The 25,609-nt window shown below is 52.3% G+C and carries 24 protein-coding genes; 13 read left to right on the top strand and 11 right to left on the bottom strand.

Annotated elements, in window-relative coordinates:
• Positions 1-73: 73 nt before the first annotated feature.
• Together NDA02_RS15805 and NDA02_RS15800 are read right to left on the bottom strand one after the other, a co-directional pair.
• Positions 74-655, bottom strand: a complete 582-nt coding sequence (locus NDA02_RS15805) for a phycobiliprotein lyase (RefSeq protein ID WP_190790115.1) — start codon at positions 653-655, stop codon at positions 74-76.
• A 96-nt stretch (positions 656-751) separates the two neighbouring features.
• Positions 752-2,464, bottom strand: coding sequence for a hypothetical protein (locus NDA02_RS15800; RefSeq protein ID WP_348255270.1), 1,713 nt, complete (start codon positions 2,462-2,464; stop codon positions 752-754).
• A gap of 315 nt (positions 2,465-2,779) precedes the next feature.
• Here NDA02_RS15800 and NDA02_RS15795 point away from each other — a divergent pair, with 315 nt between their 5' ends.
• Entirely contained in the window at positions 2,780-4,393 is a 1,614-nt protein-coding gene (locus NDA02_RS15795) for a glycosyltransferase family 39 protein (protein ID WP_348247135.1), read from the top strand.
• On the opposite strand, the gene NDA02_RS15790 is transcribed toward NDA02_RS15795, so the two are convergent.
• Positions 4,390-4,977 (bottom strand): L,D-transpeptidase, encoded by a 588-nt coding sequence (locus tag NDA02_RS15790; protein WP_348255269.1) that lies wholly within the window; start codon positions 4,975-4,977, stop codon positions 4,390-4,392. The two genes, NDA02_RS15795 and NDA02_RS15790, sit on opposite strands and share 4 nt — an antisense overlap.
• Before the next feature lie 120 nt (positions 4,978-5,097).
• Positions 5,098-7,203 (bottom strand): DUF1565 domain-containing protein, encoded by a 2,106-nt coding sequence (locus tag NDA02_RS15785; RefSeq protein ID WP_348255268.1) that lies wholly within the window; start codon positions 7,201-7,203, stop codon positions 5,098-5,100.
• 665 nt (positions 7,204-7,868) lie between these two features.
• On the opposite strand from NDA02_RS15785, the gene NDA02_RS15780 reads away from it, so the two are divergent.
• The 5 genes from NDA02_RS15780 (at position 7,869) to NDA02_RS15760 (ending at position 11,900) form a co-directional block, all read left to right on the top strand.
• Positions 7,869-8,942 (top strand): thiamine phosphate synthase, encoded by a 1,074-nt coding sequence (locus NDA02_RS15780; protein ID WP_348255304.1) that lies wholly within the window; start codon positions 7,869-7,871, stop codon positions 8,940-8,942.
• A 14-nt stretch (positions 8,943-8,956) separates the two neighbouring features.
• On the top strand, positions 8,957-9,184 hold the full coding sequence (thiS, locus tag NDA02_RS15775) for a sulfur carrier protein ThiS (protein ID WP_348255266.1): 228 nt from the start codon (positions 8,957-8,959) through the stop codon (positions 9,182-9,184).
• 207 nt (positions 9,185-9,391) lie between these two features.
• Complete coding sequence (locus NDA02_RS15770; protein WP_190792332.1) at positions 9,392-10,366, top strand: DUF1517 domain-containing protein; 975 nt, start codon at positions 9,392-9,394, stop codon at positions 10,364-10,366.
• Between the two features lie 83 nt (positions 10,367-10,449).
• Entirely contained in the window at positions 10,450-11,079 is a 630-nt protein-coding gene (ruvA, locus tag NDA02_RS15765) for a Holliday junction branch migration protein RuvA (RefSeq protein ID WP_190792331.1), read from the top strand.
• A 404-nt stretch (positions 11,080-11,483) separates the two neighbouring features.
• The gene (locus NDA02_RS15760; RefSeq protein WP_190792330.1) at positions 11,484-11,900 is read left to right on the top strand and encodes a DUF2294 domain-containing protein; all 417 of its coding nucleotides are present in this window, start codon (positions 11,484-11,486) and stop codon (positions 11,898-11,900) included.
• Here the strand turns inward: NDA02_RS15760 and NDA02_RS15755 are convergent.
• On the bottom strand, positions 11,887-12,321 hold the full coding sequence (locus tag NDA02_RS15755; protein WP_190792329.1) for a response regulator: 435 nt from the start codon (positions 12,319-12,321) through the stop codon (positions 11,887-11,889). The genes NDA02_RS15760 and NDA02_RS15755 overlap by 14 nt on opposite strands.
• A gap of 650 nt (positions 12,322-12,971) precedes the next feature.
• Here NDA02_RS15755 and NDA02_RS15750 point away from each other — a divergent pair.
• Together NDA02_RS15750 and NDA02_RS15745 are read left to right on the top strand one after the other, a co-directional pair.
• Complete coding sequence (locus NDA02_RS15750; RefSeq protein WP_190792328.1) at positions 12,972-13,940, top strand: helix-turn-helix domain-containing protein; 969 nt, start codon at positions 12,972-12,974, stop codon at positions 13,938-13,940.
• Between the two features lie 166 nt (positions 13,941-14,106).
• The gene (locus NDA02_RS15745; protein WP_190792327.1) at positions 14,107-14,355 is read left to right on the top strand and encodes a hypothetical protein; all 249 of its coding nucleotides are present in this window, start codon (positions 14,107-14,109) and stop codon (positions 14,353-14,355) included.
• On the opposite strand, the gene NDA02_RS15740 is transcribed toward NDA02_RS15745, so the two are convergent.
• The 3 genes from NDA02_RS15740 to NDA02_RS15730 all read right to left on the bottom strand — a co-directional run bounded on the left by NDA02_RS15740 (position 14,352) and on the right by NDA02_RS15730 (position 16,496).
• The gene (locus NDA02_RS15740) at positions 14,352-14,687 is read right to left on the bottom strand and encodes a hypothetical protein (RefSeq protein ID WP_348255264.1); all 336 of its coding nucleotides are present in this window, start codon (positions 14,685-14,687) and stop codon (positions 14,352-14,354) included. The two genes, NDA02_RS15745 and NDA02_RS15740, sit on opposite strands and share 4 nt — an antisense overlap.
• Before the next feature lie 90 nt (positions 14,688-14,777).
• The gene (locus NDA02_RS15735) at positions 14,778-14,915 is read right to left on the bottom strand and encodes a hypothetical protein (RefSeq protein WP_190792325.1); all 138 of its coding nucleotides are present in this window, start codon (positions 14,913-14,915) and stop codon (positions 14,778-14,780) included.
• Positions 14,916-15,272: 357 nt separating this feature from the next.
• Positions 15,273-16,496, bottom strand: coding sequence for an aminotransferase class V-fold PLP-dependent enzyme (locus NDA02_RS15730; RefSeq protein WP_190792324.1), 1,224 nt, complete (start codon positions 16,494-16,496; stop codon positions 15,273-15,275).
• 136 nt (positions 16,497-16,632) lie between these two features.
• Here NDA02_RS15730 and NDA02_RS15725 point away from each other — a divergent pair, with 136 nt between their 5' ends.
• From NDA02_RS15725 to NDA02_RS15705, 5 genes are all read left to right on the top strand, one after another.
• On the top strand, positions 16,633-16,986 hold the full coding sequence (locus tag NDA02_RS15725) for a hypothetical protein (RefSeq protein ID WP_190792323.1): 354 nt from the start codon (positions 16,633-16,635) through the stop codon (positions 16,984-16,986).
• Positions 16,987-17,527: 541 nt separating this feature from the next.
• The gene (fumC, locus tag NDA02_RS15720; RefSeq protein ID WP_348255263.1) at positions 17,528-18,931 is read left to right on the top strand and encodes a class II fumarate hydratase; all 1,404 of its coding nucleotides are present in this window, start codon (positions 17,528-17,530) and stop codon (positions 18,929-18,931) included.
• A 126-nt stretch (positions 18,932-19,057) separates the two neighbouring features.
• Positions 19,058-20,335, top strand: a complete 1,278-nt coding sequence (locus NDA02_RS15715; RefSeq protein ID WP_348255262.1) for a hypothetical protein — start codon at positions 19,058-19,060, stop codon at positions 20,333-20,335.
• 102 nt (positions 20,336-20,437) lie between these two features.
• The gene (locus NDA02_RS15710) at positions 20,438-20,818 is read left to right on the top strand and encodes a metal-sensitive transcriptional regulator (protein WP_190792320.1); all 381 of its coding nucleotides are present in this window, start codon (positions 20,438-20,440) and stop codon (positions 20,816-20,818) included.
• A 151-nt stretch (positions 20,819-20,969) separates the two neighbouring features.
• Complete coding sequence (locus tag NDA02_RS15705; RefSeq protein ID WP_190792319.1) at positions 20,970-21,230, top strand: sulfiredoxin; 261 nt, start codon at positions 20,970-20,972, stop codon at positions 21,228-21,230.
• A gap of 266 nt (positions 21,231-21,496) precedes the next feature.
• Here the strand turns inward: NDA02_RS15705 and NDA02_RS15700 are convergent, their stop codons facing one another.
• From NDA02_RS15700 to chlG, 3 genes are all read right to left on the bottom strand, one after another.
• Positions 21,497-21,706, bottom strand: a complete 210-nt coding sequence (locus tag NDA02_RS15700) for a hypothetical protein (RefSeq protein ID WP_190792782.1) — start codon at positions 21,704-21,706, stop codon at positions 21,497-21,499.
• A gap of 126 nt (positions 21,707-21,832) precedes the next feature.
• Positions 21,833-24,247, bottom strand: coding sequence for a PBP1A family penicillin-binding protein (locus tag NDA02_RS15695; protein ID WP_347277892.1), 2,415 nt, complete (start codon positions 24,245-24,247; stop codon positions 21,833-21,835).
• 313 nt (positions 24,248-24,560) lie between these two features.
• Complete coding sequence (gene chlG, locus NDA02_RS15690; RefSeq protein WP_190792781.1) at positions 24,561-25,583, bottom strand: chlorophyll synthase ChlG; 1,023 nt, start codon at positions 25,581-25,583, stop codon at positions 24,561-24,563.
• Positions 25,584-25,609: the final 26 nt, after the last annotated feature.

Raw genomic sequence — 25,609 nt, 5'->3', positions numbered from 1 at the left:
AAAGTGAAATCGAGGGGGCAATGTAGGAAAGCTGCCCCTGGATTAAACTTCTTCCTCAGCCAGGGACTTGGAATCAGGCTTCGGTCGGGGCTGGGCTGGTAGCGGCAGTGGTTGAAGCGATCGTCGATTGGGGCTGTGCGCCACCCATACGGATTTCTGAGCAGAAAGATGCCATGCTGAAACCGCCAAATCGCTTCAGGATGCTGGTTCTCAGGCGCAGATTGGGGCTGGCAAACCAGAGCCGCTCTTCAGAATACATCGTTTCGTATTCGGTGATGAGCGTCAGCGCGTCGTCACTGCCCATGATGTAGCGTCCTGCCACTGGAGCTTTTTCAGCGTAGCCCTGTTCGCGCAGAAGCTTGCCCTCGTTTGATTTTTCAGCATCGGCGATCGGCACTAGCACCGTCGAGCCAGCGTGCTTTTCTTCGTCCCATTCCATTGTGCCGTCCCAGCTCACCCGTGCTCCGCAAAGTGCCAGAGCCGGATCGACTTCGTACTGCTGACAGAGTTTGACGACAGCCGGGTCGTCTTTGGGCAGTATCTCGATCGTCAGATTTGACTTGCCACTTTCCGACTGTTTAAACGCCAGGTGATGGCTTGTGCGCTGGGAAAACCATTTTCCTGAACTTTGCTGAAAAAACTCTGTAATATCCATGAGGGGCTGAAATTTAACGAAGTTTTACAAGATTCTCAGAAGCAATACTCACTATCTTAAAACATAAGACATTAGGACGAACTTGCACTGGCAGGATTAGCGAGAATCGCGCAGCAAACAGGTTGCGTCCAGCACGATCAAATTTCCGTCACGTTGCACGGTGCAGCGTTGCCGTTGCCTTGCCAGGGCAGGAGTTCCCTGTTGCAAATTGGCTACCGCCTGCTCGATCGCCTCCGGGTATTGGCGAATCCAGGTATTTTTTAGAAATTCTGGACGAAAAGAATCGCGGCTCACTACCCAAAAATCAATGCCATAGGTGCGAATGACGTCGGTTAAAGCAGCGCGATCGAGGCTGTATTGTGCCCGAATCAGATCATTCGCTCTTTGGCGAAAGGGAGTGATATAGCCGTCGTGATACGGAATCGCATATTCGCGCCCTACCAGAATCGGTCGCTTGGCAAAGGTCGGAACAAAGTCGATATCTTGTACCAGGGAAGCAATTATTGTGTCTTTGGGCTGCTGAGCAAAAAACTGGTAAAGCTGGGGGTTTGGTCCTGTTTTGTAGTTCACCTTCATAAAAGGGTAGGCGTAGCTGGGATACAGCAACAGAGTCACCGTCGTTACCCCAATCAGTGCCCAAGCAATTGCCTTTATGCCAATCTGCCGCGATCGTTGTAGCCCGTGCAGCAGCCCATCGAATGCCACCGTCAGGACGATCGCCGCCGCATACACCAAGACAATTCGCAGCGTATAGGCACTATAGCGACTGGGCAGATGGAGCCGGAACAGCAACAGATGCGCCATCATGAAGAGTCCGAGGGCAACGATCGTGATTTGCAGCAACATCAGAGGTTTGGTCTGACGCAGCAGCGGTAATCGGTTTCGCAGCGGTTTAAGGTACAGCAGCGGCAGCAAAAAACCGATTGCCAGCAGAAACGGTTTAAACGTAGGAAACAGCCCGCCTCGAAAGCTAACCAGCCAGAAATAAAGCGGATCGGGATAAAAGAAAGGATTGCGTCCGCCGACGTAAAAGTCGGGCAGTTGTTTTGCCTCTGCTACGCTCACTACCGGATCAAATTGCGTCGTCACCAGCGCATAGGGCAGCAGCACCAGAAACGCCACCAGCAAACCCGCCCCGCAAAACCAGTAATCCCAGCGATTTTCAGAGAGCCTCAGTTGCCCTGATTGCCAGCGCAAGGGTAGCCACAGCAGCAGTCCGGCAAACACAAACACAAACTGCGGATAAAATAAGCCTTCCAGCGCGATCAGGATGAGACAGGCAAGGAGCGATCGCTTCAGCAAAAAGTGCAAAAACGCCAGAAATATCGGCAGCATAAAGGCTCTGGGCGTTGCCGAAGCCAAGTCATCCTGACTCCAAAACAGGTAATTGAGCAGCAGACAGGCAAGAAATCCGGTCAAGGGAACGGGAAGCAACTGAAGCGCAAGCCGAAAGCCGTAGTAAGTAGCAATCAACCCCAGCAGGGGCGGGAGCAGCTTACTCAGCAATAGCGGATCAATGCCGATCGCCGCAAACACCCGATAGAAGCCGCTGTAGCCCCAGGGCGCAACCGACTGAAAATAATCTGCAATCCAGTCATCGGGAAACAACTGGGGGTCAAGAAATCGCTGCATCCAGAAAATATGCTGCCGGGCGTCGTCCTGCACAATGTAAAAATTCGCAAATGCTTTTTGCAGTCCCAGAATGCCAAACAGGGCAGCAAAGGTCAGGCTCAAACTCAGCCAGAAGCGCGTCTGCGAAACCGAAGGGTGAGCAGGAATTAGCCAGGTGTGGAGACGTTTAGCAAGCATGGATTCAGGAGATGACGATCGATTGAGAGGATGTTTGATGCAGTGTGAGGGGTTTGACATTGCCGCCTAACTCCCCTCATGCTGGGGGACTTTGGGGGAACTTTGAGTATTGAGAGCAGGCTCGGTTCCCGCCAGAATTGACCCAGGGGAGCAGTTCGGGGCATAGCCATAACTTTTCAAACATTCTCTTTTCTTAGACGGGCGATCGGCTCCGTTTGCTTCCCCCTTTTGCGATCGCCCCTGGCAATCCGGTAAACTTTGGGGGATTTTAGCAGTTTGCGACTCCGGGAGAAAGGGTCAGTGGTGGCAGAACCGATGCGAAGCAGCTCCCCCGATGGGGCAATCGGGATCAGGACAATTGGGAAAGAGTGGCGATCGTTGCCTGCCTGGTTGCGCTATGGCGTGGTTGCGCTGCTGGTCATTGGCATTTTCTTTCGGTTTTATCATCTCGATCGCAAAGTTTACTGGATCGATGAAACTAGTACCTCGCTGCGGACACTGGGCAACACACGAGTCGAAGTTTTGCAGCAAGCTTTTACCGGAGAAGTGCTCAGCGTCGAGGAGTTTCGGCAGTATCAGCGTTTGCGTCCTGAGAAAGGATGGGGAGACACGCTAAACGCCCTCACTGGAACGGCAGAACACACGCCCTTGTACTTTTTGCTGGCGCGGCTCTGGGTTGGGTTTGTCGGGCATTCGGTCGGAACCATGCGCTTCCTGACAGCAGTATTCAGCGTTCTGGCGATTCCCTGTTTGTACTGGCTTTGTCGCGAACTGTTTGCAAATCCGGCAGTTGCCTGGACTGCGATCGGGCTGTATGCAATTACGCCGATTCACGTTTTGTTTGCTCAGGAGGCGCGTCCCTACAGTTTGCTCACGGTGTGGGTGCTGCTGTCGAGTGCGCTGATGCTGCGGGCTTTGCGTTTGGGAAGACCAATCCACTGGATTGCGTATGGAGTAACGGTCGTCGCCGGACTTTATACCCAGCTTTTGTTTACTTTTGTGCTGCTGGCGCAGGGTTTGTATGTCCTGATTGTGGAAGGAATTGGTAAACGGCGGATCACTGGCAATCTCACTGCATTTCTACTCACGGCTTCAGGTGCAGTCATTAGTTTTATTCCCTGGATTGCGCTGCTGTTTATTCGCCAAGAACAAGTAAGCGAATCGACTTCTGCATTGATTGGAAATCAGCCGCTATCTGCCATGATCGATCGCTGGGTGTTTCACCTGAATCAGGCATTTCTCGATCGCGATCTGGCTTCTGCAAATCTCCTGATTGTTCTTTTAGCTGCGTTTGCGCTGTATTTTTTGATTCGTCATACGCCGCCTCGCACCTGGCTATTGATCGGGCTATTGGTAAGCGTCACATTTCTTTGTTTGGCAATTCCTGATTTGATCAACGGGGGCCGCCGATCGCTGCGGATTCGCTATTTATTTCCGTTTATCTTAGGCATTCAGATTACATTCGCGTTTTTATTCACCACGCTGACCACTGAGCGTCGAAAATGGCAGCAAAAAGTGGGTCAACTGCTCTTAGCAGGGTTTGTGATTGCAGGAATTATCGCTTGCAGTGTCAGTTCTCAGGCAGTGGTTTGGTGGAATAAGAGCAATCCGCGCAGTGCCTATTACCCGATCGTTTCAGAAATGATTAATCAACAGCCAAATCCTCTGGTCATTAGCGACGGGTCGGTTTCCGATACGCTGGCATTTAGTGCATGGCTCCGCCCAGACATTCGATTGCAGCTTATTGAAGATTTCCGCAATCTGAACATTGCTGAAGGGTTTGATCCAATTTATCTGCTCAATCCTGAACCCAATAATCGAAAAATTCTGCGATCGGACTATCGCCTCAAGCTAGTCTACGAAGACCGCACTGATCCAGACGATCTTGAAGAACGCCTGTGGACGGTGGAGAAAAGGCGATCGAACTAGGGTTGAACTTCAACCAGTGTTCCAATTGCAACCTGTGCATAAAGTGCCTGAGCATCGGCATCGCGCATTCGGAGACAGCCATGGGAAACTGCCTGCCCGATCAGCTCTTCTCGATTGGTACCGTGGAAGCCGATCTGATGCACACCGTCTGTCCAGAAGCCGACCCAGCGAGAGCCAAGGGGATTGTCGGCGCCTGAGAAGAAGAGTTCGCCCGTGAACGGATGTCGCCAGACCGGGTCTTTTTGCATCGAGATAATCCGAAAACTGCCAACCGGGGTTTCCCAGCCTTCGCGCCCGACTGCGATCGGATAGTTCGCAATTTCCTGATCATGTTGATAAACCACGACCTGACGATCGCCCAGACGCACCACTAGCCTGGTGTGGGCAGCGATCGGGTCAGGATTGAGGGCAGATTGCAGCGTTGTGGCGAGTCCGGCACGAGTGGGATTAACGGGTCTAAAGGGGGCTTCTTCTTGAGGCGGCAGCGTTGAGATGGGCGGCAAAATAGGGGATTCAGGGTCAGCTTGAGACAATTGCCAGTCGGTAATGACGAGCAGGGCAGCCGTCACAAAACTAAGAATCATGAAACTTTGTTTCAGAGACTCAAACCGACCGTTCATTCCTCATGCCGAACTTTTAGGTTTTCCTTTTTATTTTAGCGGCATGATTTGGGGCAAGCCAGGCTCTACTAAAGACAGGCTCTACTAATGTCGTTGGATCACGGCTCTCAGCCCGCTCTGATTGAGCAACCGAACCGCATCCTCGGCGTTATCTCGATCGCTAAACGCTCCCACCTGCATCAGCGGTCTCCCTCGACCCGAAATCAGAAATGCACTGGGAATGAGCGATCGCACCAATGCTTGAACTCGCTCACTGCCTGCCTCCACTACCACGCGATAGCGCAACATCGATCGCTCCGGACTGGACACAGCACTGCCTGCATTCCAGGATTGTCCAGCAGAAACGTTAATGCGCGGCATATCTCCCGTATTCCCAATCGGTGCATCTCCATCGGGAACAGGCAAAACGTTGGACTGAAGCGTCAGTCGATCGTCGATTTCAGGCGAGGCACTCGGGACGACAGCCAGTTGAGGCAAAGGCGGCGGCGCAGGCAGGGACAGAGACGACTGTATTACCGGAATGGCAGGGGAACTGTTTTCAAAAGGAGTAGCAATGCCAGCAGCAAACGGCTGAGGCGCACGGAAAGGAACAGACACAGAAACCGCAGCCATTAAAACGGGTTCAAAAGACGACGGCAGCGAGGGCATTAGCGAGGGCATCAACGCCTCTGGCAGTAGATTCAGCGAATCGGCAGGATTCATCCGCACCCCAGAATTTTCGGGCGGCGGCACTGGAATTGGAATCGAGACTGCTGGATCCGCTTCAGCAATCGCCTCAGGTTGGGCAGTGTTTTGCATGGGCGAGACGCGATCTGTCCGTAAAGAGCCTGACACCGCAAAACGTGGGGCAGCGATCGATCGATCAGCGTTAATCTCCCTCGGCGGCAGTTGACCAATGAGCGCGGTAGCCACCAACGTCGAACGGCGATCGGTAAAATCGGTTGAAACTGTTGAAGCAGAAGGAATTGAAGCAGAAACTGGAGTAGGGGGAATTGGAGCAGCCCTTAAAGCAGAGGGATCGGCAGGATGAATCATTTCGATCGATTGCGGTTCCGGGGTCTGCCCTGTTTCTGCGGGTCGAACAAAACCCTGATCCGCCTGCACAGCGGCAATTTGAGTAACAATCCCATCAAAATCAACCCTGCCCGAAACCTGCTGGGCGGAAAGCTGGTTGCCTGCGATCGGCACGGTTTGACTTGTGCTGGCAGCGTTCACATCCTGTCTGCGGTTTTGCCGAAACTGATTTTGTCCTGCATCCTCGGCGGTGCCTAAGTCAGGCTGGGCGTTATTCACGGCAGCTACCCCGACTTCGCTGCTGTGTTCGATCGCATTTCGTCGTAAAACCGGATGTGCGCTGTCTTGCACCAATACGCCAGTTCGATTGCGGCGGATTTGATTCTGAATGATTAACGGGGCGGCAGATTGAGCGATCGTGATTCCGACCTCGGCTTGTTCAAAGAAATTTTGCCGCACTTCCGGCTGGGCAGTTCCGGCGATCAAGAGTCCGGTTGCCCGGTTCTGGCGAAAGCGATTTTGCTGAATTGCCGCCAGTGCATTGCCCGTAACCGTTATGCCTGACGCCTGACTGCCTGAAAACGTATTGTGGGCGATCGTTGGATTGCTCGACTCGATCCAGAGTCCGTGACCCTGGGGATTGGTGATCGTTATGCCAGTAAGCAGCGCATTCATTGCGCCGATTAGCGTTACGTTCTGAGAACCCTGGCTGGAACTCACAAACTCGCCGCCGCCACGAATCACAATGCCCTGTCCTGCCGTGCTGGAATCGCCCTGAATTGTGATGCCCGATCGCATCTGGAGCGGGAAAACTTCGCCTGTCTCGGCACTATAGAGTCCGGGAGAAAGCAAAATTACGGTGTTAGGCTGTGCCACTTGCAGCGCATGGTGGATCGTGCGAAAGGGCAATTGCTGACTGCCAGAACCCGGAATATCTTGACCGATCGCTGGATTGACGAATAGAAAGGTTTGGCTGCGCTGTGATAGCGAACCTGGTGCACTCGGCTCGATTTGGGCGGCAGCTGCATTGTTCCAGCCATTAAGCAAAGCCAGGGTCAAAGCGATCGTCAGCGATGCACAGGTCAATCCTGTACAAGTCAACCCCGCATCTAAAAACGGCAGGAGCGATTTTTGAGCTTTGGAGCCACTTTGAGCGCGTGAAGTCATCAAACGCATGGATTCTTTCCCAACACCAACGGATATGGACAGCAGCCTTGCCCGACTTGCCTGGATCACTAACCTGGATCAGGGACCGGAATAAACAATCCCCAATTACTGACCTGAGTAAACAATAAGGAAAAATTAGCAGCGATTAACGCCAAGTTTAGCGATCGTTCTGCAAATTCTCCGAATTCAACTCTGTCTATAGCGTTCTAGAGGATGAGTAATGAACTAAATTCTGCCTGATTTTCTGAAAGTAGTGACAGGATAAGGTAAATTTTTTTTGCTGGGGCAATGGTTCGACGAGCAAAAATTCTACTGGGACGGTGGCTCTGCTGCGTACGGCTGAGGCTGTCCTGTTAGGATGACAAATAGCTAAAAGGTGCTTACAAGGTACTTAATAAAGTGTGAGTCGCGACCCGAACCGCCCCCTACATGATTCAAGATTGGGAGACTTTGAGCTGGAATGGAGCCTGAAGTCCTTCATTGAGAGACCTTGAACCCAACCCCGGAGCGAAAGTCCTCCAGAGTTGGGAGGGTGGGGCAAATGCAGCACGATGGATACCTACGGTGGATACTTCTAGAGCATCCTCTTCGAGCGCACTGGATTTGATCCCACTGGATTCGATCCCACAATGGGCGGAACAATCAACGCAATAGGCAGCAGGATGGGCAGCAAGATGGGCAGTAAAGCGGGCAGTCAGAACGAAGGCTATCAGTCAGCCGTTTATCGGATTCTCGATGCTAACCTCGATCGCGCCCGTGAAGGGCTGAGAATTATCGAAGAATGGTGTCGATTTGGACTGAATCAGACGCAGCTCACCGAGGAGTGCAAGCAGCTCCGGCAGGAACTTGCCCACTGGCACAGCAACGACCTCCGCGCCGCCAGAGATACCCCAAACGATCGCGGCACCGACCTCACCCACCCTCAGGAAGCCGAGCGATCGAGTGTGGCCCAGGTGCTTCAGGTCAATTTTTCCCGCACTCAGGAGGCACTGCGCGTTCTGGAAGAATACGGCAAGCTTTATTCGGGAGACATGGCAGCTGCTTGCAAGCAAATGCGCTACCGGGTGTACACGCTCGAAACTCGGCTGGGCGGCTATGAGCGACAGCAGAAGCTAAGACAATCGACCCTGTATCTTGTGACATCGCCTTCTGATCATTTGCTCGAAGTGGTCGAAGCGGCATTACAGGGCGGACTCTCTCTGGTGCAGTATCGCGACAAAGAAACCAACGACCTCACCCGGATCGAGAATGCGAAACGCCTGAAACAGCTTTGTCATCGCTACGATGCGCTGTTCATTATTAACGATCGCATTGATCTTGCACTGGCAGTAGACGCAGACGGCGTGCATCTGGGACAGGACGATGTGCCGATCGCCCTTGCCCGTCAGCTCTTGGGCAGTCAGCGCATTATTGGACGCTCTACCCACAGTCCCGAAGAAATGCACCGGGCGATCGAAGAAGGAGCCGATTACATTGGTGTGGGTCCAGTATATGAAACGCCCACCAAAGCAGGCAGACCCGCCGCCGGACTGGAGTATGTGCGCCATGCCGCTGCTCAGGCTGCGTTGCCCTGGTTTGCGATCGGAGGCATTAGTGCAGACAATTTAGACGCAGTGCTTTCTGCCGGAGCCGAGCGAGTTGCCGTTGTACGGGCAATTATGGCAGCCGAGGAACCTACCCTGATGACCCAGTATTTTGTTTCGCAGCTCGATCGAGTGCAAACGCTCCGCGCTCATGCGATTTCTTGAGGATTCAAGTCACGATGTCCCCCACCCACCTCATCACCCTGAAAGTCAACGGAGAGCCGCGCCAGTGTTCTGCTGAAACGCTCTTACCCGATTTACTGACTCAGCTTGGCATGAATCCACGGCTCGTTGCAGTGGAATACAACGGTGAAATTTTGCATCGCCAGTTTTGGACAGAAACGAAAATGCAGGCAGGCGATCGGCTGGAAATAGTGACGATCGTGGGGGGAGGATTACGCCATTAAGTACGGTTATCTCCGCTAAAATCCACCTTAAGCCTGCTTATCCCCTTAAAGAGAAGGCGGTAAACTAAAAGGGTAGCGACTTTGTAACATTTGGTTAACTTTTGGGAGCAGTAGCAGCGTTCAATCCATTATGCTGTGCGCCTGCACTAATCCTGAACCCAGCCAAAGCCGATACGATTACTCATCAGCTTGGATAGGCACGGGACTATGTTCAACAAACTGTTTGCATTAATTAAGCCTGCTTTAAAACCTTTTCTGATTGCCAGTTTGGTGATTACGATCGCCTTTAGCCATGCCGGCGGCGCATTGGCAGCAAGCGGAGGGCGTGTGGGTGGCGGCAGCTTTCGCGCTCCGACCCGTACAGCTCCGGCTCCCAGTCGCCCCTATGGAGGTGGGGGTTACGGTGGATATGGCGGCGGTGGCGGCTACTACCCCGGTGGTGGATTTGGGTTTCCCTTCATACTGCCCTTTTTTGGCTTCGGGGGCGGTGGCTTATTCAGCATCTTGATCTTTCTTGCGGTCGCAGGCTTCCTGACGCGGGCACTGCGGGGAGCAGCGCAAGGCGGTAACGACAACAGCGACGGCTATGACGGCTATGATTCTTCGGTGACGGTAGCAAAAGTGCAGGTCGGTCTACTGGCTCAAGCCCGCGATCTGCAAGCCGATCTGAACCGGATTGCCACTAATGCCGATACAGGCAGTTCTGAAGGCTTGGCTCAGGTGCTTCAGGAGTCTACGCTGTCACTGCTGCGTCACCCCGAATATTGGGTGTATGCGTCGAGCAACGCTGAGCAAGCTAGTCTGCAAGCTGCCGAAAACCAGTTCAATCGGCTGGCGATCGCAGAACGCAGCAAATTTGCCGAAGAAACTCTCTCGAACGTCAATCGTCAGTTGCGTCAATCCACCCTGCGGCAGCAGCTTCAAGGTGCGGGCGGTGCCCTAGAGCTATCCCGGGATCCGGGCGAGTATATTGTCGCAACAATCATTGTGGCAACGACCGGGCGTCTTCCCCTACCCACAATCAACACCACTCAAGATCTGCGGCAGGCGTTGAGCGTTCTTGGTTCTGTTTCGAGCGATCGGCTTCTGGCTCTGGAAGTGCTATGGACACCACAGGCAGAAGGCGACACCCTGAGCAGCGACGAAATGATTGCTGAGTACCCCGATCTGAAGCGGATTTAGTACGCTAGAAGATACGGGATGCAGTGGGGGCTGAGTCTTCAGTCCCCTCTTTTGTGTGAAGCATTGTTTGACATGAATTTTGTATGATTAGCTACCTGAAGGGCACGGTTGCTGGCGTGCAGAAGATCAGCAACAGTCGGGTGATTTTGACGATCGATGTAAACGGGATTGGCTATGACGTGCAGGTAAACGCCAGACTCACGCAGCAGCTCCCACCCGTGGGCGAAGATGTCCAGATTTTTACCCATATGCAGACGCGAGAAGACCAGACAGTGCTGTTTGGGTTTGGCTCCCCGTCAGAGCGAGATTTGTTTCGCCAGCTGATCAGCGTCACGGGTGTTGGTCCGCAGGTGGCAATGGCGTTGCTGGATGCTCTGGGCTTGCAGGATTTGGTGCAGGCGATCGTGGCAAGCAACATTCGGCTGCTGTCTAAAACGCCCGGTGTGGGCAATAAAACTGCCGAACGGATTGCCCTGGAACTCAAAACTAAGCTGGCAGAATGGCGAATGCAGTCGGGCTTGGGGTCAACCCCCAGTGCGGCTCCGGTTGCCGCTGTGCAAGAAGATGTCGAAATGACCCTGCTGGCACTGGGCTACAGCAGCGATGAAATTACCCACGCACTGCAAGCGGTTGGACAAAGCACCGCTCTTTCTAAATCGGACAATGCAGAAGCCTGGATTCGGGAAGCGATCGCTTGGCTGAGTCGGATGTAGGGTAGGGTATCAGGCATACGGCTAAGAACGGTACAAGCTATTCCTGTAGCGGCTTTTGGTACATCCTGGGAATGACCCTTGCTTCAAAACAAAATCCCTCGTAGAGAGCATGAAGTTCAGCGAAGCGACCGATATAGTAGCGATGGAACGTTAACAGGGAGCGGACATCAGCGAACCGCCTCAGTTACGGGAGAATCAGTTACGAGAGAAGCGGTAAGCCGATCAGCGTAACGTGCCCCGCTGAAGGTTGCAATCCGAGGAAGAGTGGCTTCTGCGGTCTGGTATCCCGGTTAGCTACCTCAATCTTTCCTATAGCGAACCTGTAAATCAACTGTCAGCTTATTGTTAGTAGCGATTCAGATTCGCCTGTTGTTAGTAGCGATTTAGATGAGCCTGGAAACTTCATGAATAATCAAGTACTCACTCGCGGGCAGATGGAACGAAGCCTCTCGCAGCAAATTCAGTTGCTCTATCGCACTTTTTTGGGACATCAACCCAGTAAGGTCTTCTGCCAGCTCATTGATGAAAAACTTACGATCGTGATCGAAAACTCCGTGACCCAGCCCGAACAGCTTTTGCTAGAAGAAGGACACCGTCCGCTTGCCAAGCAGGTGCGCGAGGATCTGAATCATTTGATTGAGCCACGCATGCGGGAAGTGATTGAATCGGTTTTGAGTACCAGTGTCTTAGACTTTCTGAGCGATGCTACGCTCGAAACCGGGAGAACGGGCGTGATTGCAATTCTTCAAAATCCACCCGAAATTCGACCATCCGCTTCACGCCGTGTTAGCCACACGCGATCGAAAACTATCTCCGCGTAGCCTGACAGCAGTGGAAGTTTATCACTGCCTGCAAATCGTCTAGCGTAAACGGCTTGCTGAGATAATCATCAAACCCCTCTGCCAGCAGCCGCAGCCGATCGTCAGCTCTGCCGAGGGCAGTAATTGCCACGACAGGGATAGGGCGGGTTGAGGCGCTTTCCCGAAGCTGACGCAGCAGCTCAATACCGCTTTGCCGAGGCATGACAATATCTAGCAAAATCAGGTGTGGCTGAATGCTTTGGGCGATCGAAACTAAATCTATCCCATTCGTTCTGCCAACAAATCCACAGTTGAATAGCTCCAGCGAGTACTGCAATAGCAGCAAATTATCTTTATCATCATCGACAACTAGCACGAGCGGCTTAGAATTCGAGTCCGAAGTGGCTGAGCTTCGAGGAATTGCTACATTTTGGATCGTCATCTAAGACTCCGCTAAAGTGCATTTCGATTAGAAGGCAGGCTGTTAGGCAAAGAAGACCATAATGCGGGGAATGGCTTGCTACCGAATGAGCAGCAGTTGCACTTAATAAAGCTTAATCACTTATAAAGCTCAATACTAAAGCCTAATACGATACTGCTAACCCAACAGACCAGTTATTTTTAGAGGGAATACGATCGCGCCCAGCTAATCAAGCGTGCATTTGTGTAAGCCAGAATACAAATTTAGCGGCTTTTGAGGCTCAACAGAATAGATTTAAGGTTTGTGTAAACATTACCTGAGTATGACTAGAGGGGCTTTTTGAGGCAGCTAATTAGCGGCAACTGATTGAAGCTAGCATAAGCCTGCTACAGGGAGAAAGTTACAGCCGGGAAGCATCAACAGATTTGAGGGGCACCCATTCACCCTTTTCTATTCTAACTGGCTCTCTTCATTTAAGCTTTACATCCATCTAAGGGGGGTGTAAATCCCTGCTAAGACCTTATCAGATAACGGCTTTTCTGCTTCAGTCTGTGTTTGAAACGACGCAACTCAAAAAAACTTTACCTAGAGTAACCTGCTTGAAAATCGCTCCCGCCTCAGATTAAGGTAGAAACCAAGTTGAGTTCTCTTGCGTTAGTGGAGATGAAAGGGTGGGCGATTTTGACAGAAAACAGCTTGAGCAACTAAACGCGATCGGCGAATACTTGCAACACATCCGTCAGGATCAGGGTCGATCGCTCGATGACATCTCCGCCAAGACCTACATTCCCCTACGGATTCTACGAGCCCTAGAGGGTGGGCAGAGCACAATTCTGCCGGAAGCCGTTTTTGTGCAAGGGTTTATTCGCCGCTATGGAGACGCGCTGGGGCTAGATGGAATGACGCTGTCGCGCAGTTTTCCAGTCGAGCGTGAAGCGATCGGTTTCGAATCGCCCGAACGAGAACAAGCAGAATCAACCCAAAGTCTGGTCGAAACCCGCGTTCCTGATTCATCTAGACCCGATCGCCGCAAGCGGGAACCCAACTCGTCCAATGCGAGGCAGCTCCCCCTGCGGGATAATCGTCGCAGTCCAGTGCCGCTGATCATTGCAGGGCTGCTGGTTTTAGGAGGGCTGGCTTACGGTTTGTCTCGCCTGCTGTCTAGGCCTCAACGGTCTGAGCCTGCAATCACCACTGCGCCGACTGCACCCGCCGCGACTGTTCCTGCTTCTCCTACTGCTCCTGCAGCTTCTCCTTCTTCCACGCCGAGCGCTTCTCCCAGTCCGGTTTCCCCGGTAGCTAGTGCTCGCGCAGCCATTTCTTCTCCATCCAGTTCTTCCGCGACCAATTCCCCCATTCGCGTGGCAATGAATATCACCGCAGATGCTTGGGTACAGGTGATCGCCGACGGCCGCGTAACCTATGAAGGAACTTTGACGAAGGGCACACAGCGCAACTGGTCAGCGCAAGAAGAGCTAACGATCGTATCGGGTAACGCTGGCGGAGTATCGCTGTCATACAACCAGGGAGCTGCAAAGACAATGGGTTCAGCGGGAACCGTAGAGGAAATCACCTTCACGCCAAACAGTAATGCTGCAAATCGTAATTCTGCTGCTAGGGGCAACGCTGCCTCGAACTAGGAGCGTTAAACTGGGTAAAAGCCTGGGAAGAAAAATTAATTCGCAATTTGCGATCGTTTGGCGTTGCTAGTTTCGCCACTAGGTTCGCGACAAATTTCATCACTAACACTAACAGTTAACCTCTACCAGCTAACTTCAAAACTTTCGCAGTTGATTCCGAGCGCACATGGCTAAACATACGCAGGCACATCTTTCCCGTACGATCGAAAAGAGCAAACCCAACAGCGTTAGAGACATGACTAAACGCCAGATGGAATACTACATGGGGGCAAAGCTCATTGAGATCGGCATCGATCCCCAAGCAGTGATTTATCGCTGGTCAGTTAAGGAGCGGGGAATTAGCGAAGTGTGGACGTATAGTGCGTATTGGGGCGATTCAAGAGAGAAGCTGCTTCAGCAGGAGCAAAACAGCTAACCGATCGCTTTCGTTTCACTAAAACTGTCTGCCTTTTGAAGCGGCGGCTGAATAGCCTGGCACAAGCCCGTAGCGGCAACAATTGCTTGACCTGAGCTCTTTGAAGCGATCGTTAGGGTCGCAATATATTGAGAAAGATCGTGCAGTGCGTAGAGTAGGTTGACCATGGTTCTGCCATCGTTTGGATTAGGTGACGTTTTAACGGTGACCCGTTGCTTTCTATCGAAGCAGTGTACTGAAGAACGGTAATTTGATCGGGAGATTATCGCCGGAACAATAACAATCGCGATGATTGCAGCCAGGATAACTACATCGACTTCTAGCCGAGCCATTCTGAAAGAAACGGCGATCGAACCCTGATCAAACCCTAATCAAACCCATTCATTAAAAATGAACCGAATGTTGAATACTGATTAAAAATACTATTTGTCTTTGCTCAGCGTTGTATCGTTATTCATTGAGAACTGAACGGTGGGTTTAGCAGGTTGAACGGCTTTTTCAGTGGCAGTATTCAAGTTGTGAGGTCTGGCACCCGTTTGATAAGGAATTCGTGAGTTCATGCAATAAGCTCCTAATTAATCGTTCTGATTATTTTGTAATGAAATCTTACCTAATGAATTGCAAATTGAAGGTTCGGTTATTTCTACCTTGGCTTCAATCGGCAAACGATTTGTGAATTAGATAAGCGCTGTAAATTCATTTGACTTATTTATAGTTTGAGATATGGGAACCTAAACGCAAACTTACTTTAGGCGGGTTTGTAAACAGCTCTTGTACACCTGTAAAGGTACGCGAATCGATATACCTATCCTGATTTATTCCTATTAGTACGCTTAAGCAAGCGATCGATTAAAAATAGGGCGAATAGTTCATCAAAAGTCGTACGCCGATCGGCTTAAGCAGCAGCTTGGTCAGCGTCATGACTTTTCAAACGTCCTGTAAATCGCGTTTTGAGCATACGGCTGCTTTGTAGCACGGAGTGCCTGCACCGTTTCAATCACCCTTGCAGCAACGCGATCGACTTCTGCTACGGTGTTAAACCTGCCGATCCCAAACCGGATCGAAGCATAGGCAAGCTCAGGCGATCGACCCAGCGCAGTCAATACATGGGATGGAGCCGATTTTGCAGAAGCGCAAGCAGACCCTGATGAAACCGCCGCAAACGACTGAATGCCTAACAGCAATGCCTGTCCGTCTACGCCTTCGACGCTGATGTTTAGATTTCCCGGCAATCGCTGCGTTGCGTGTCCATTCAGATGAATGCCACCCAGGGGCTGAAGCTGCTGCCAGAGCCGATCGCGCAAATCCTGAATGCGCTGGGACTCAGTTTCTCGATCAACAAGGGCAATCCGCACCGCTTCGGCAAACCCAACAATCTGAGGCGGATACAGCGTTCCCGATCGCAGTCCTCGTTCCTGTCCGCCGCCGTGAAGTTGAGCCGCAAGCTGGACTCTGGGCTGCCGTCTTCGCACAAAAAGCGCCCCAATTCCTTTAGGTCCGTAAACTTTATGCGCCGTAAGCGACATCAAATCAATTTGCATTGCTTCCACATCGAGCGGAATTTTGCCGATCGCCTGAGCTGCATCGGTGTGAAACAAAACCTGCTGCTGCCGACAAATTGCCCCGATTTCTGCCAGGGGTTGCAGAACGCCGATTTCATTATTGGCTGCCATCACTGACACCAGCACCGTATCCGATCGAATTGCCCGGCGAAGCTGTGCCAAATCGATGAATCCATCCGGCTGCACGGGTAGATAAGTCACCTCAAACCCCAGCGACTCTAAATAACGGCAGGGATCAAGCACTGCGCTATGTTCGGTCTGGACAGTGACCAGATGCTTGCCTTTCGCAAAATACGCCTCTGCTACGCCCTTGATTGCCAGATTGTTTGCTTCGGTTGCCCCACTCGTGAAAATGACTTCTTCTGGGGATACGCCGCCTATTCCAGCAGGGGAACTGCTGCACAACGCTGCTGCCAGGGTTGCTCTTGCCTGTTTGACCGCCGCTTCTGCTTCCCAGCCATAGGCGTGCAAACTGCCCGGGTTGCCAAAATGTTCGGTGAAAAAGGGCAGCATGGCTTGCAAAACGCGATCGTCTACGGGAGTGGTGGCGTGGGCATCAAGGTAAATCGGACGAGTCATAAAGCTGGTTTCCTGGCGGAATCACTCCCTATCAGCCTATCTCTACCCTCAAAGTCTGACTTTGGCGAGAGGGACGGTTTGCATTACCCCGGTAATCTGATTTTGTCCTTTGAAAAAGTTTTGGTAGAGGTTTATCGTGAAAAGCTTAATTTCTCGTGCGGCAGCTCGAATTGGCGCATTGCTCGGCAGCATTCAGATCAAGCAAGTTCTCTCGATCGTTCTGGTTGGATTTCTGCTGCTCACCACCGATACCGTACCCCGTGTAGACAAGAAAGCCACGATGGAGCGGGCGAAGGCAGACGCGCATCAACTCGACAATGAGCGGCCCAAGACTACCGGTGAATGGTTTAAGGAAGCTGACCAAGTCGAAGGCAAGAATGATGCAAGACTGGAAAACATTGTGGATGAGTCCAAGGCAGCCGTGAAAGAATTCGGCGAGATGTACAAGGACACCGCAGAAAGAAGCCTGCGTGGATTGAACAACGACTAATTCCAACTGAATTAGAGCTTGCATCGAGTTAGATTGACCGAGCAACAGGCTAAGACGGCAATGGAAAGGAGCTTAGACCTGTGGCTCGATCGGTTGAAATCCCCCTCAATCCCCCTTAAAATCCTCCTTCTTAAAAAGGGGACAGGCAAGGGTTAAACTTTCCTGGGACAAACCCAATGGCTGGAAGGGTTTGAATCCCCCTTTGAAGGGGAGCTAAGGGGGATTCCAAAGCTGCGAAACCGAGATTCGAATCAAGCAACTATCAGTACTTATTGGGCTGTCAGGGCAGGTTGAGCAAAGAGCAAACCAAGATCAAATGCGGTTTAGCATTCCAGGAAGCGACGAAACGACACAACCGCCTCGATCCAGCAGCGTAATCCTCATTCAGCATTTCACTCGAACTGAATAACAGGGCAATTCCCTCACGAATCCTCTACACTCAAAAATCGGGAATCGGTTGATCGAGTTCTGATCGATTGGTTCGACCTGATCGATTAGTTCGATCGGTTTCTGAGTCGTTGTGCAACCAGAGGAATGCGTGATGGTGAATGCCCCAACCCGAATCGAAACAGACAGTATGGGCGCGATCGAAGTTCCAGCGGATCGATATTGGGGCGCGCAGACCCAGCGATCGCTGCAATATTTTGCGATCGGCGATGATGTTATGCCCAGGGAAATGATTCGGGCGATTGGCACTTTAAAGCGGGCAGCGGCAACGGTGAATCAAACGCTGGGCAAACTGCCGTCTGAACAGGCGCAACTGATTGAGCAAGCTGCCGATGAAGTGATTGCAGGCAAGCTCGATGATCATTTTCCGCTGCGAATCTGGCAGACGGGAAGCGGCACGCAAACCAACATGAACGCGAATGAAGTCATCGCGAATCGAGCGATCGAGTTGGCGGGAGGCGTCCTGGGCAGCAAAACGCCAATTCACCCTAACGACCATGTGAATCGATCGCAGTCTTCTAACGATACGTTTCCGACAGCGATGCATATTGCAGCGATCGAAGAGATTGTTCATCAGCTCCTTCCGGCAGTAACGCAGCTCAAAGACGCACTGGCAAAGCAGGCGGCAGACTTTCACGCCATTATCAAAATCGGACGGACTCACTTAATGGATGCCGTGCCGCTGACGCTAGGACAGGAGTTTTCTGGCTATGTCTCTCAGCTCGAAAAGGATTTGGCGCGAATCCAAACCACGCTCCCCGATTTATATGAGCTGGCGATCGGGGGAACCGCGGTGGGAACAGGACTGAACACGCACCCTGAATTCGCCGATCGCATGGCGGCAGAAATCTCGCGCCTGACCGGATTGCCTTTTGTCGCTGCACCCAATAAGTTTGCAGCTTTGGCAGCCCATGATGCGATCGTGATGACCAGCAGTGCGCTGAAAACCCTTGCGGTATCGCTGATGAAAATTGCCAACGACATTCGCTGGCTAGGGTCGGGTCCACGCTGCGGTTTGGGAGAACTACGCCTGCCGGAAAACGAACCCGGATCATCAATTATGCCGGGAAAGGTGAATCCGACGCAGTGCGAAGCGATGACGATGGTGTGTGTGCAGGTGATGGGCAACGATGCGGCAGTCACGATCGCAGGCAGCCAAGGCAATTTTGAACTGAATGTGTTTAAGCCTGTAATGATTTTCAATTTGCTGAATTCGATTCGGCTGCTGACCGGAGCCTGTACGATGTTTCGGCTGCATTTAGTGGAAGGCATTCAGCCCAACCGAGCGCAGATTCAGCACTTTTTGCAAAATTCGCTGATGCTGGTCACTGCCTTAAATCCCCATATTGGGTACGATCGCGCCGCTCAAGTTGCCAAAAAAGCCTATCAGGAAAACACAACCCTGCAAGCAGCCTGTATCGCGCTGGGTTTTCTGTCTGGAGAAGAATTCGATCGCCTGGTACGTCCAGAAGCCATGATTGCCCCTCAGCCGGAGTGACTCATTTGAGAAACCTCATCGCCTGCGCTAGGCAAGGGGAGCAGTGAGGGAGTAGACTGAGGAACTTAAGACGGTAAACAGACGGTAAACCGTGACGCTGACCTTTTATCTTCTCCGGACGAGCTTATGATCCTAACGGATGGAGCCATCCTGCAAAGCGGCAAGTATGTGATTCAGGCAGTGCTGCACAAGGCTGATCTGGGCATGACTTATCAGGCGTACCATGTTTACCTGGAGCAGACGGTCGTATTGCAGACGCTCAACCCAACTGCGAAGCAATCCAACCATCCTCAGGTGTGGCAGCAGATTGTACAGCAGTTTATGTCAGGGGCACGGCATCTTGCGAAGCATCCCTTCAACCATCGACTGCGAGCAATCGATCTCTTTCAGGAGCAGGTAGACGGGCAGAATTTGCCGTTTGTAGTGCTGAGCTTTCTGCCGAATCAGCCGCCGCAAAAGCTGGGAGAGTGGTTTGTTTATCTTCCAGAGCCAACTCCACCCGAAGCGACATTGCCCCAAACGGCAACTCAAAGTTTAGAGCCTCAAAGTTTAGAGCCGCTATCAGAAGCCCCCGCCGCATCCAAGCCAGAGCCAGTTCAAGCTGCGATTCCTCCGGTTTCATCTGCGGATGAGTCGACGAGCGGCACAACTCCGGCTGAGGTAACGTCCCCAGCCCCGATCGCTGAACCTGCACCCCATCCTGTCGCCGCAACAGAACAGCTACCGCAGACGTTCAACGGACAATCGCCTCAAAAACAAAGCTCTCCGTCAGTTCGGATTCTCGTTCAGCCCAAGCCTCGCGCCGCGAAGTGGATCCCTGCAAGATTGCCCAACGCCTTTTTGCTGACCGCATTGATTGCAGGGGCAACGGGGGCAGGCATGGGATTCGCGCTGCGAGTTCAGCCCCCTTCGCAAGGCAAAACTCCGTTTAACCTGGGCACAAGTTTTTTTACCAGAGAACAGTCCTTTCCGGCACAGGGTAACTGGCCCATTTACGAAACACCCTCGGCAACAATGCCAGAGGCAACTGACAATTCGCCAACTTATCCGGCTGAGCCTGCGCTACAATACACGCCGCCACTCGAGCCATTTTCTGAGGGTTATGCCCCTCTGCCTGCTGCTCCTGCCCAGCTTGCACCTGCGATCGCTGCTCCAGAAAACGTGACCCCCAGCAATTCTACCGAAGCCGTCCCTGCTGAATCTAATCGACCCAGCGACGTTTCCCCTGCCAATAAGCCAGCCCCACCGGTCACCAGTCAAATCACTCAACCGTCTCAGCCTGCCCCTGTTGCTCCTGCGCCTGTGGTGGCAGAACCGCTTCCGATCGCTCCTGCACCTGTGGTTGAGCCTGCCCCCGCCGCCCCGCCTCCGCTTTCCTCCCGACCCAAAACGATCGACCAGTAGGGACTGGGCTAGAATCAAGAAGAATCAATAGGCTGCAAGTATTGCGCTCTGGCTAGACCTGCTTTCGCCTTTCCTGCTCCTCCTACACAGTAAAACTCTCATATGGCAGCCTCCGAACTTCATCAGCCCCGTCCTGTTCAGAACGATTCAGAACCGGATCTTGTGCCGGAATTGCCGTCAGAGCATATCCATCCTGGGGAAGCTCACCCGCACGTTCATAGCGAGGAGTCGCTGCGGCGCATTGTGAACCGCCTATCGCGAATCGAGGGACACATTCGTGGCATCAAAATGATGGTTCAGGAAAGCCGCTCCTGTCCAGATGTGCTGGTACAAATTGCCGCAGTTCGAGGTGCGCTCGATCGCGTTTCTCGCATGATCCTCGACGAACACTTGACCGAATGTATTTCCCGTGCAGCACGGGCAGGTAACATCGAGACTGAAATCGAGGAGCTAAAAGCTGCGCTCGATCGTTTTCTGCCCTAATTCTGCCCAAATTCCTCCCCTTAGCCTGCATCCTATCGGCTGTGCCTCTGTACCAAGCCGATTTTTTAATTCAAGTTTTAATCCTGGCTCCAAATCGTAGTCGTTATGAGTATGATATAAGAGAAAGCAGTTGCATTGTCAGGTTGACTTCATGCGAATCCAAGACATTCCCCTCCATGAAATTCGTCGTCCCCTCTTCCGTCAAAACGATCAGGAAAAAGTCAGAGCGCTGATGGAGTCGATCGCCGAAATTGGCTTACAGGAGCCGATCGATGTCTTGGAAGTCGAAGGCCAGTATTACGGATTCTCTGGCTGCCACCGCTACGAAGCCTGCACTAAGCTTGGATACGAAACGATTCGCTGCCGGGTTCGCCGCGCTCCCAAGTCAGTTCTAAAAGCACACCTGGCTTAAAAAATTCTTAGCAATCAATTCAATTCTTCAAAGTGGTCTTGTGGGTGAACGCTGTGTTCGCCCTTTTTTTGCGCTTGATAATATTCCTCTTGTCGGTGCAGGAATCGGCAGACCTTCGCTTCGATCACGCCTTCGATTGGCAGGCTGATGAATGCAAAAGGCTAATAGATGTCCTTTTAATAAAAAATAAGGATAGATAGAAAACAAGGGCAGAAATCTCCTGCCCTCTTTGCTTACAAATTTGCTTAAAAAAGCTGGGTTAAAAATTATACCTTTGGGTCGCTGGCATCCACTTCAGGAACCACATCAGGACGCTGCTTATCTTCCCAACCCGGCGGACGCTTCGAGTTATACCAGGCGATCGAGCCGATCGTAACCGCAGCAATAAAGCCAACAATATAAACAGCTGTAAACGCAAACGGAAAATGAGGTTCTTTTTCTAATGCTTCTGCTGCGGCTTGAAGTAGCACAATCATTTTTCCTTCCTCAATTTTTGAAACACTAGTCCTCACTATAGAGCCAAGACAGGTTAGATTCCTCACCCCTGCTCAGGATTTGATCTCGAAATAGAAAAGTGAGCCTCTGTCCCACGTCCTATTTCTTTAGAGGCTAGCGTCAGGCGCAGGCGCAGGCGGAGCAGGTTCTGTAGGAACAACGACTGGGGGGGGAACTTCGATCGGAGCCGGAGCAGGTTCAGGCTCAGGAGGCGGAACCGTATCAATTGGAGCAGGTGCAGGCGCAGTCGATTCAACAGGGTCAGACTCGACAGGAGCGGCAGGTTCAGGCTCAGGTTCACTGTAGTCAGGCTCACTGTAGTCAGGTTCAGAATAGCTGGGTTCGCTATAGGATTCACCTTGCCAGGAGCTTCCGCCAGAGTTACTCCAGGAGCTTTCGCCACTCGACTCTTCGCTGTAATCACCCTCACCGCTTGCTGCTTCTCTGGCAACCACTCGGCGCGGGTTCACAGGTTTCGCTTTTATCGTGCCGTCTCGTCCATCCAGCTGTGGGACTTCCGGGAAATCTTCTGGCTTGATCTCCTCGGTCAGCGTTGACATGAAGTTATACCAGGTGAGCGCAGCCGTGCTGCTAGCTCCATAGGTGGGGCTACTGTCGTCGTTGCCCATCCACACTCCGGTCACAAGCTGGGGAATGTAGCCGATAAACCAGAGGTCACGCCGTTTTTCTGAGGTTCCGGTCTTTCCGGCGACGGCTCGATCTCCCAGAGTTGCATCTCCGCCTGTGCCGCTGTTGACAACCCCTTCGAGCATCCAGGTCATAATCGATGCGCTGTCTTGATCGATCGCTCGTTCTGGCTTGAACTTCGCTTCGTAAATCAGCTTGCCAAATCGATTAAACACGCGGGTAATGCCGTGCGCTTCAATGTGGTTACCCTTGTTTGCCAGCGTTCCGTAGGCACTCGTGATCTCCAGCAGGTTCACTTCTGAGCTGCCCAACGCCAGCGAATAGGCAGGTAGCAGTTTCGACTGAATGCCCATCTTCGCCGCCATTGCAACCACGGGATCAAACCCAACATCCACCAGAACTTTAACAGCAACAATGTTGAGGGAAGAAATCAGCGCATCTCGCATCGAGACCCAGCCGCGATATCGCTTGTTGTAGTTGCGCGGCTCATAGCCATCGACGACGTACTTCCCGTCCATGTAGGACTTATAGGGTGAAAATCCTGCGGCGATCGCCGTGGAATACACAAAGGTCTTAAAGGTCGAACCTGGCTGCCGCTGTGCCTGAGTAGCGCGGTTAAACTGACTCTTGCTAAAGTCATTGCCGCCCACCATTGCCTTGATTTGACCGTTGCGCGGGTCGACCGAGACAAGGGCTGCCTGCTCAAAACCTTCTGGCGGACCGTAGTTTTCGATCGCCCGATTGACCGTTGCCTGTGCCTCTTTCTGCCACTTCAGATTCAGCGTGCTTTCCACCGTCAGCCCGCCTGCTTCTAGCTCCTCTTTGGAAACCAGATTGGGCAACTGCTGTTGAATGTAGGAAGTGAAATAGGGAGCTGCACTGTTGATATACTTCGGGCTACTGGGCTTGACCGCGATCGGAGCTGCCATTGCCTGATTCTTCTCAGCCAGCGTGATAAACTCGGCATCCACCATGCGCTGAAGCACAATATCCCGTCGCTGCTGGGCAATGTCTGGATTCACCAGAGGGGAATAGACGCTGGGAGCTGGGGGCATACCTGCGATCATTGCCATTTCGCCTAGGGTCAGCTTTTCAATAGGCTTGCTGAAGTAAATCCAGGCGGCATCTGCCACACCATACGCCCCTGACCCCAGATACACCAGATTCAGATAGCGTTCTAAAATCTGGTCTTTCTGGAGTTCGTCTTCCATTTTGTGAGCCAGCATTGCCTCGCGGAGCTTTCGTCCGATACTGCGCTCCTGCCCCAGGAATACAATCCGAGCAAGCTGCTGCGTAATCGTACTGCCGCCCTCAACGACTTCTCCTGCAGTGGCATTTGCAATGGCAGCACGGGCGATCGCCTGATAATCTAAACCGTCATGCTGGTAGAAATCTCGGTCTTCAGAAGCGATAAATGCCTGCTTCAGACGATCTGGTATTTCGCTCAGGGTAACTTTGTCGCGGGTTGCGGGTCCGATTTGCTGCAAGACTGAGCCGTCTGCGGCTTCGATGGTCAGCGTCCCGTTTCTGACATAATTCAATGCCTCGGCAGTATTGGGCATATGTCGCCGAATGCCTACGATCGTCTCTCGTGCAGCTAGCCCTGTGCCTGCCAGCCCTAAGCCCAGCCCTACAACACTCCAAGCCCACCACTGCTGATAGAGCGGACGGCGGCGCGGCGATCGTCGTCCTGAGTGAGGAGCGTTTTCGTTGTTCTCATTGGGCAGGCGATCGGAGGGTTCCGCACCCTTCGCCCGCTCCACTAGGGTTTTCAGCGATGCAAACGAAACGAGCCGCCGCTGGTTCACCGGAGACCCCCCTGATTTAGGCTGTCGATTCGACAGTGCTTTAAGCTTGGTAAAAAAGTCTGTCACGTTGATTCCTCAGTTCCTCACAACCCAGTGCAAGCCGCAAACGATAAGATGCAAACTCTGAACGTTGCAGATCGCCGCATCGATATGCACTTGACTTGCTATTTCGCAGCGAGACATCAGCATAGCCAACCTCTGCCCGACTGCATCAAGGCTCAGCAACACCGATAGGAGTCTGACAGAAAACCTGAAAATCTGTCTGACAGGAGAATTAGGGCGCATCCCACAAGACAAATCGCCTTCATTTCGCTTCATCCAAACTTAATCTGTTTCAGGACAAAGCGCAACCGAGCAAGCTGACCTGCGGATGTTTTTGCTATACTCCGGCGTAACCCAATGCCAGGGCAGTGACCAGCATTCCCAGTACCAGAAACGGCTGCGCGCTTGCTTGATATTTCACGTCATTTTTAAGCGGATCTCGCAGGAAATACATATCCTGAAAAGTGATTTGCGGAATGATCAGCAAAATTAGCAGCACTGCATAAAAGTTTTGCTGAATCGACATTAAATAGGCAGCAACGCCGGACTGAAACACATCAATCATCAGGACGCAAATCCAGGCAGCGGTTGTAATGCCAAACATCACGGGCAGTGACTTCAAGCCCAACTGACGATCGCCCTCTACACTCTTAAAGTCATTTACGATCGCAATGCCCAGACCAGACAGGCTGTAGAACAGCGTCAGCAGCACAATCGTCCAGTTCAGGTCGCCAAACAAAGCATGACCCGTCCACCAGGGCAACGCGATATAGCTTGCGCCCAGCGCATAGTTGCCCAGCCAGCCATTTTGCTTCAGTTTCAGGGGCGGCGCAGAGTAGATATATGCCAGAAACGACCCGCCGATCGCCAGAGCCGTAATTGTGGGGAAGCTGTGACCCGCCCAGCGATCGAGCAAATAGGCAATGCCAATCCCGCCCAGCAGCAGCACCAGAATTTGCGTCACCACCTGGGGAATCGAGATTGCACCAGAAGGAATCGGGCGATAGGGTTCGTTGATAGCATCAATTTCGCGATCGTAAAAATCATTCAAGGACTGCGTATATCCAGTCAGCAATGGACCAGAGAGCAGCATTGCGGCGGCTGAAATCAAAAAGTTTTCCAGCGTCCAGGTGTAATGTCCCGAAGAGGCTGCCCCACAGACCACGCCCCAGATCAGGGGAATCCAGGTAATCGGCTTCATGAGCTGGAGCCGGATTTTCCAAATCGAGGTTTCTCCGGGCTGTGCGCCTTTCATGCCCAGAAGTTGTCGAGCTTTCGCACTGCGATTGGCTGCGCTGTCAGTCTCTAGAGGGGCATTTGAGGATGAAGCTTCGGGAGGAGAGGTCGGTGATTCGGTCATAGCGGTTTTTTCAAATCACTGCGTCT

Source organism: Leptolyngbya sp. ST-U4 (assembly GCF_039962215.1).
GTDB lineage: Bacteria > Cyanobacteriota > Cyanobacteriia > Elainellales > Elainellaceae > Leptolyngbya_A.
This window is presented reverse-complemented; position numbering and strand designations above follow the sequence as displayed.

Excerpts from the sequence above, each read along its gene's own strand:
- NDA02_RS15755 (WP_190792329.1), bottom strand. The coding sequence starts at position 12,321 with ATGACGATCCAAAATGTAGCAATTCCTCGAAGCTCAGCCACTTCGGAC.
- NDA02_RS15715 (WP_348255262.1), top strand. The coding sequence starts at position 19,058 with ATGATCCTAACGGATGGAGCCATCCTGCAAAGCGGCAAGTATGTGATT.
- NDA02_RS15805 (WP_190790115.1), bottom strand. The coding sequence starts at position 655 with ATGGATATTACAGAGTTTTTTCAGCAAAGTTCAGGAAAATGGTTTTCC.
- NDA02_RS15800 (WP_348255270.1), bottom strand. The coding sequence starts at position 2,464 with ATGCTTGCTAAACGTCTCCACACCTGGCTAATTCCTGCTCACCCTTCG.
- NDA02_RS15730 (WP_190792324.1), bottom strand. The coding sequence starts at position 16,496 with ATGACTCGTCCGATTTACCTTGATGCCCACGCCACCACTCCCGTAGAC.
- NDA02_RS15790 (WP_348255269.1), bottom strand. The coding sequence starts at position 4,977 with ATGATTCTTAGTTTTGTGACGGCTGCCCTGCTCGTCATTACCGACTGG.
- NDA02_RS15780 (WP_348255304.1), top strand. The coding sequence starts at position 7,869 with ATGGGCAGTAAAGCGGGCAGTCAGAACGAAGGCTATCAGTCAGCCGTT.
- NDA02_RS15705 (WP_190792319.1), top strand. The coding sequence starts at position 20,970 with ATGCGAATCCAAGACATTCCCCTCCATGAAATTCGTCGTCCCCTCTTC.
- NDA02_RS15770 (WP_190792332.1), top strand. The coding sequence starts at position 9,392 with ATGTTCAACAAACTGTTTGCATTAATTAAGCCTGCTTTAAAACCTTTT.
- NDA02_RS15745 (WP_190792327.1), top strand. The coding sequence starts at position 14,107 with ATGGCTAAACATACGCAGGCACATCTTTCCCGTACGATCGAAAAGAGC.
- NDA02_RS15735 (WP_190792325.1), bottom strand. The coding sequence starts at position 14,915 with ATGAACTCACGAATTCCTTATCAAACGGGTGCCAGACCTCACAACTTG.
- thiS (WP_348255266.1), top strand. The coding sequence starts at position 8,957 with ATGTCCCCCACCCACCTCATCACCCTGAAAGTCAACGGAGAGCCGCGC.
- NDA02_RS15700 (WP_190792782.1), bottom strand. The coding sequence starts at position 21,706 with ATGATTGTGCTACTTCAAGCCGCAGCAGAAGCATTAGAAAAAGAACCT.
- NDA02_RS15740 (WP_348255264.1), bottom strand. The coding sequence starts at position 14,687 with ATGGCTCGGCTAGAAGTCGATGTAGTTATCCTGGCTGCAATCATCGCG.
- NDA02_RS15760 (WP_190792330.1), top strand. The coding sequence starts at position 11,484 with ATGAATAATCAAGTACTCACTCGCGGGCAGATGGAACGAAGCCTCTCG.
- fumC (WP_348255263.1), top strand. The coding sequence starts at position 17,528 with ATGGTGAATGCCCCAACCCGAATCGAAACAGACAGTATGGGCGCGATC.
- NDA02_RS15795 (WP_348247135.1), top strand. The coding sequence starts at position 2,780 with ATGCGAAGCAGCTCCCCCGATGGGGCAATCGGGATCAGGACAATTGGG.
- chlG (WP_190792781.1), bottom strand. The coding sequence starts at position 25,583 with ATGACCGAATCACCGACCTCTCCTCCCGAAGCTTCATCCTCAAATGCC.
- NDA02_RS15710 (WP_190792320.1), top strand. The coding sequence starts at position 20,438 with ATGGCAGCCTCCGAACTTCATCAGCCCCGTCCTGTTCAGAACGATTCA.
- NDA02_RS15785 (WP_348255268.1), bottom strand. The coding sequence starts at position 7,203 with ATGCGTTTGATGACTTCACGCGCTCAAAGTGGCTCCAAAGCTCAAAAA.
- ruvA (WP_190792331.1), top strand. The coding sequence starts at position 10,450 with ATGATTAGCTACCTGAAGGGCACGGTTGCTGGCGTGCAGAAGATCAGC.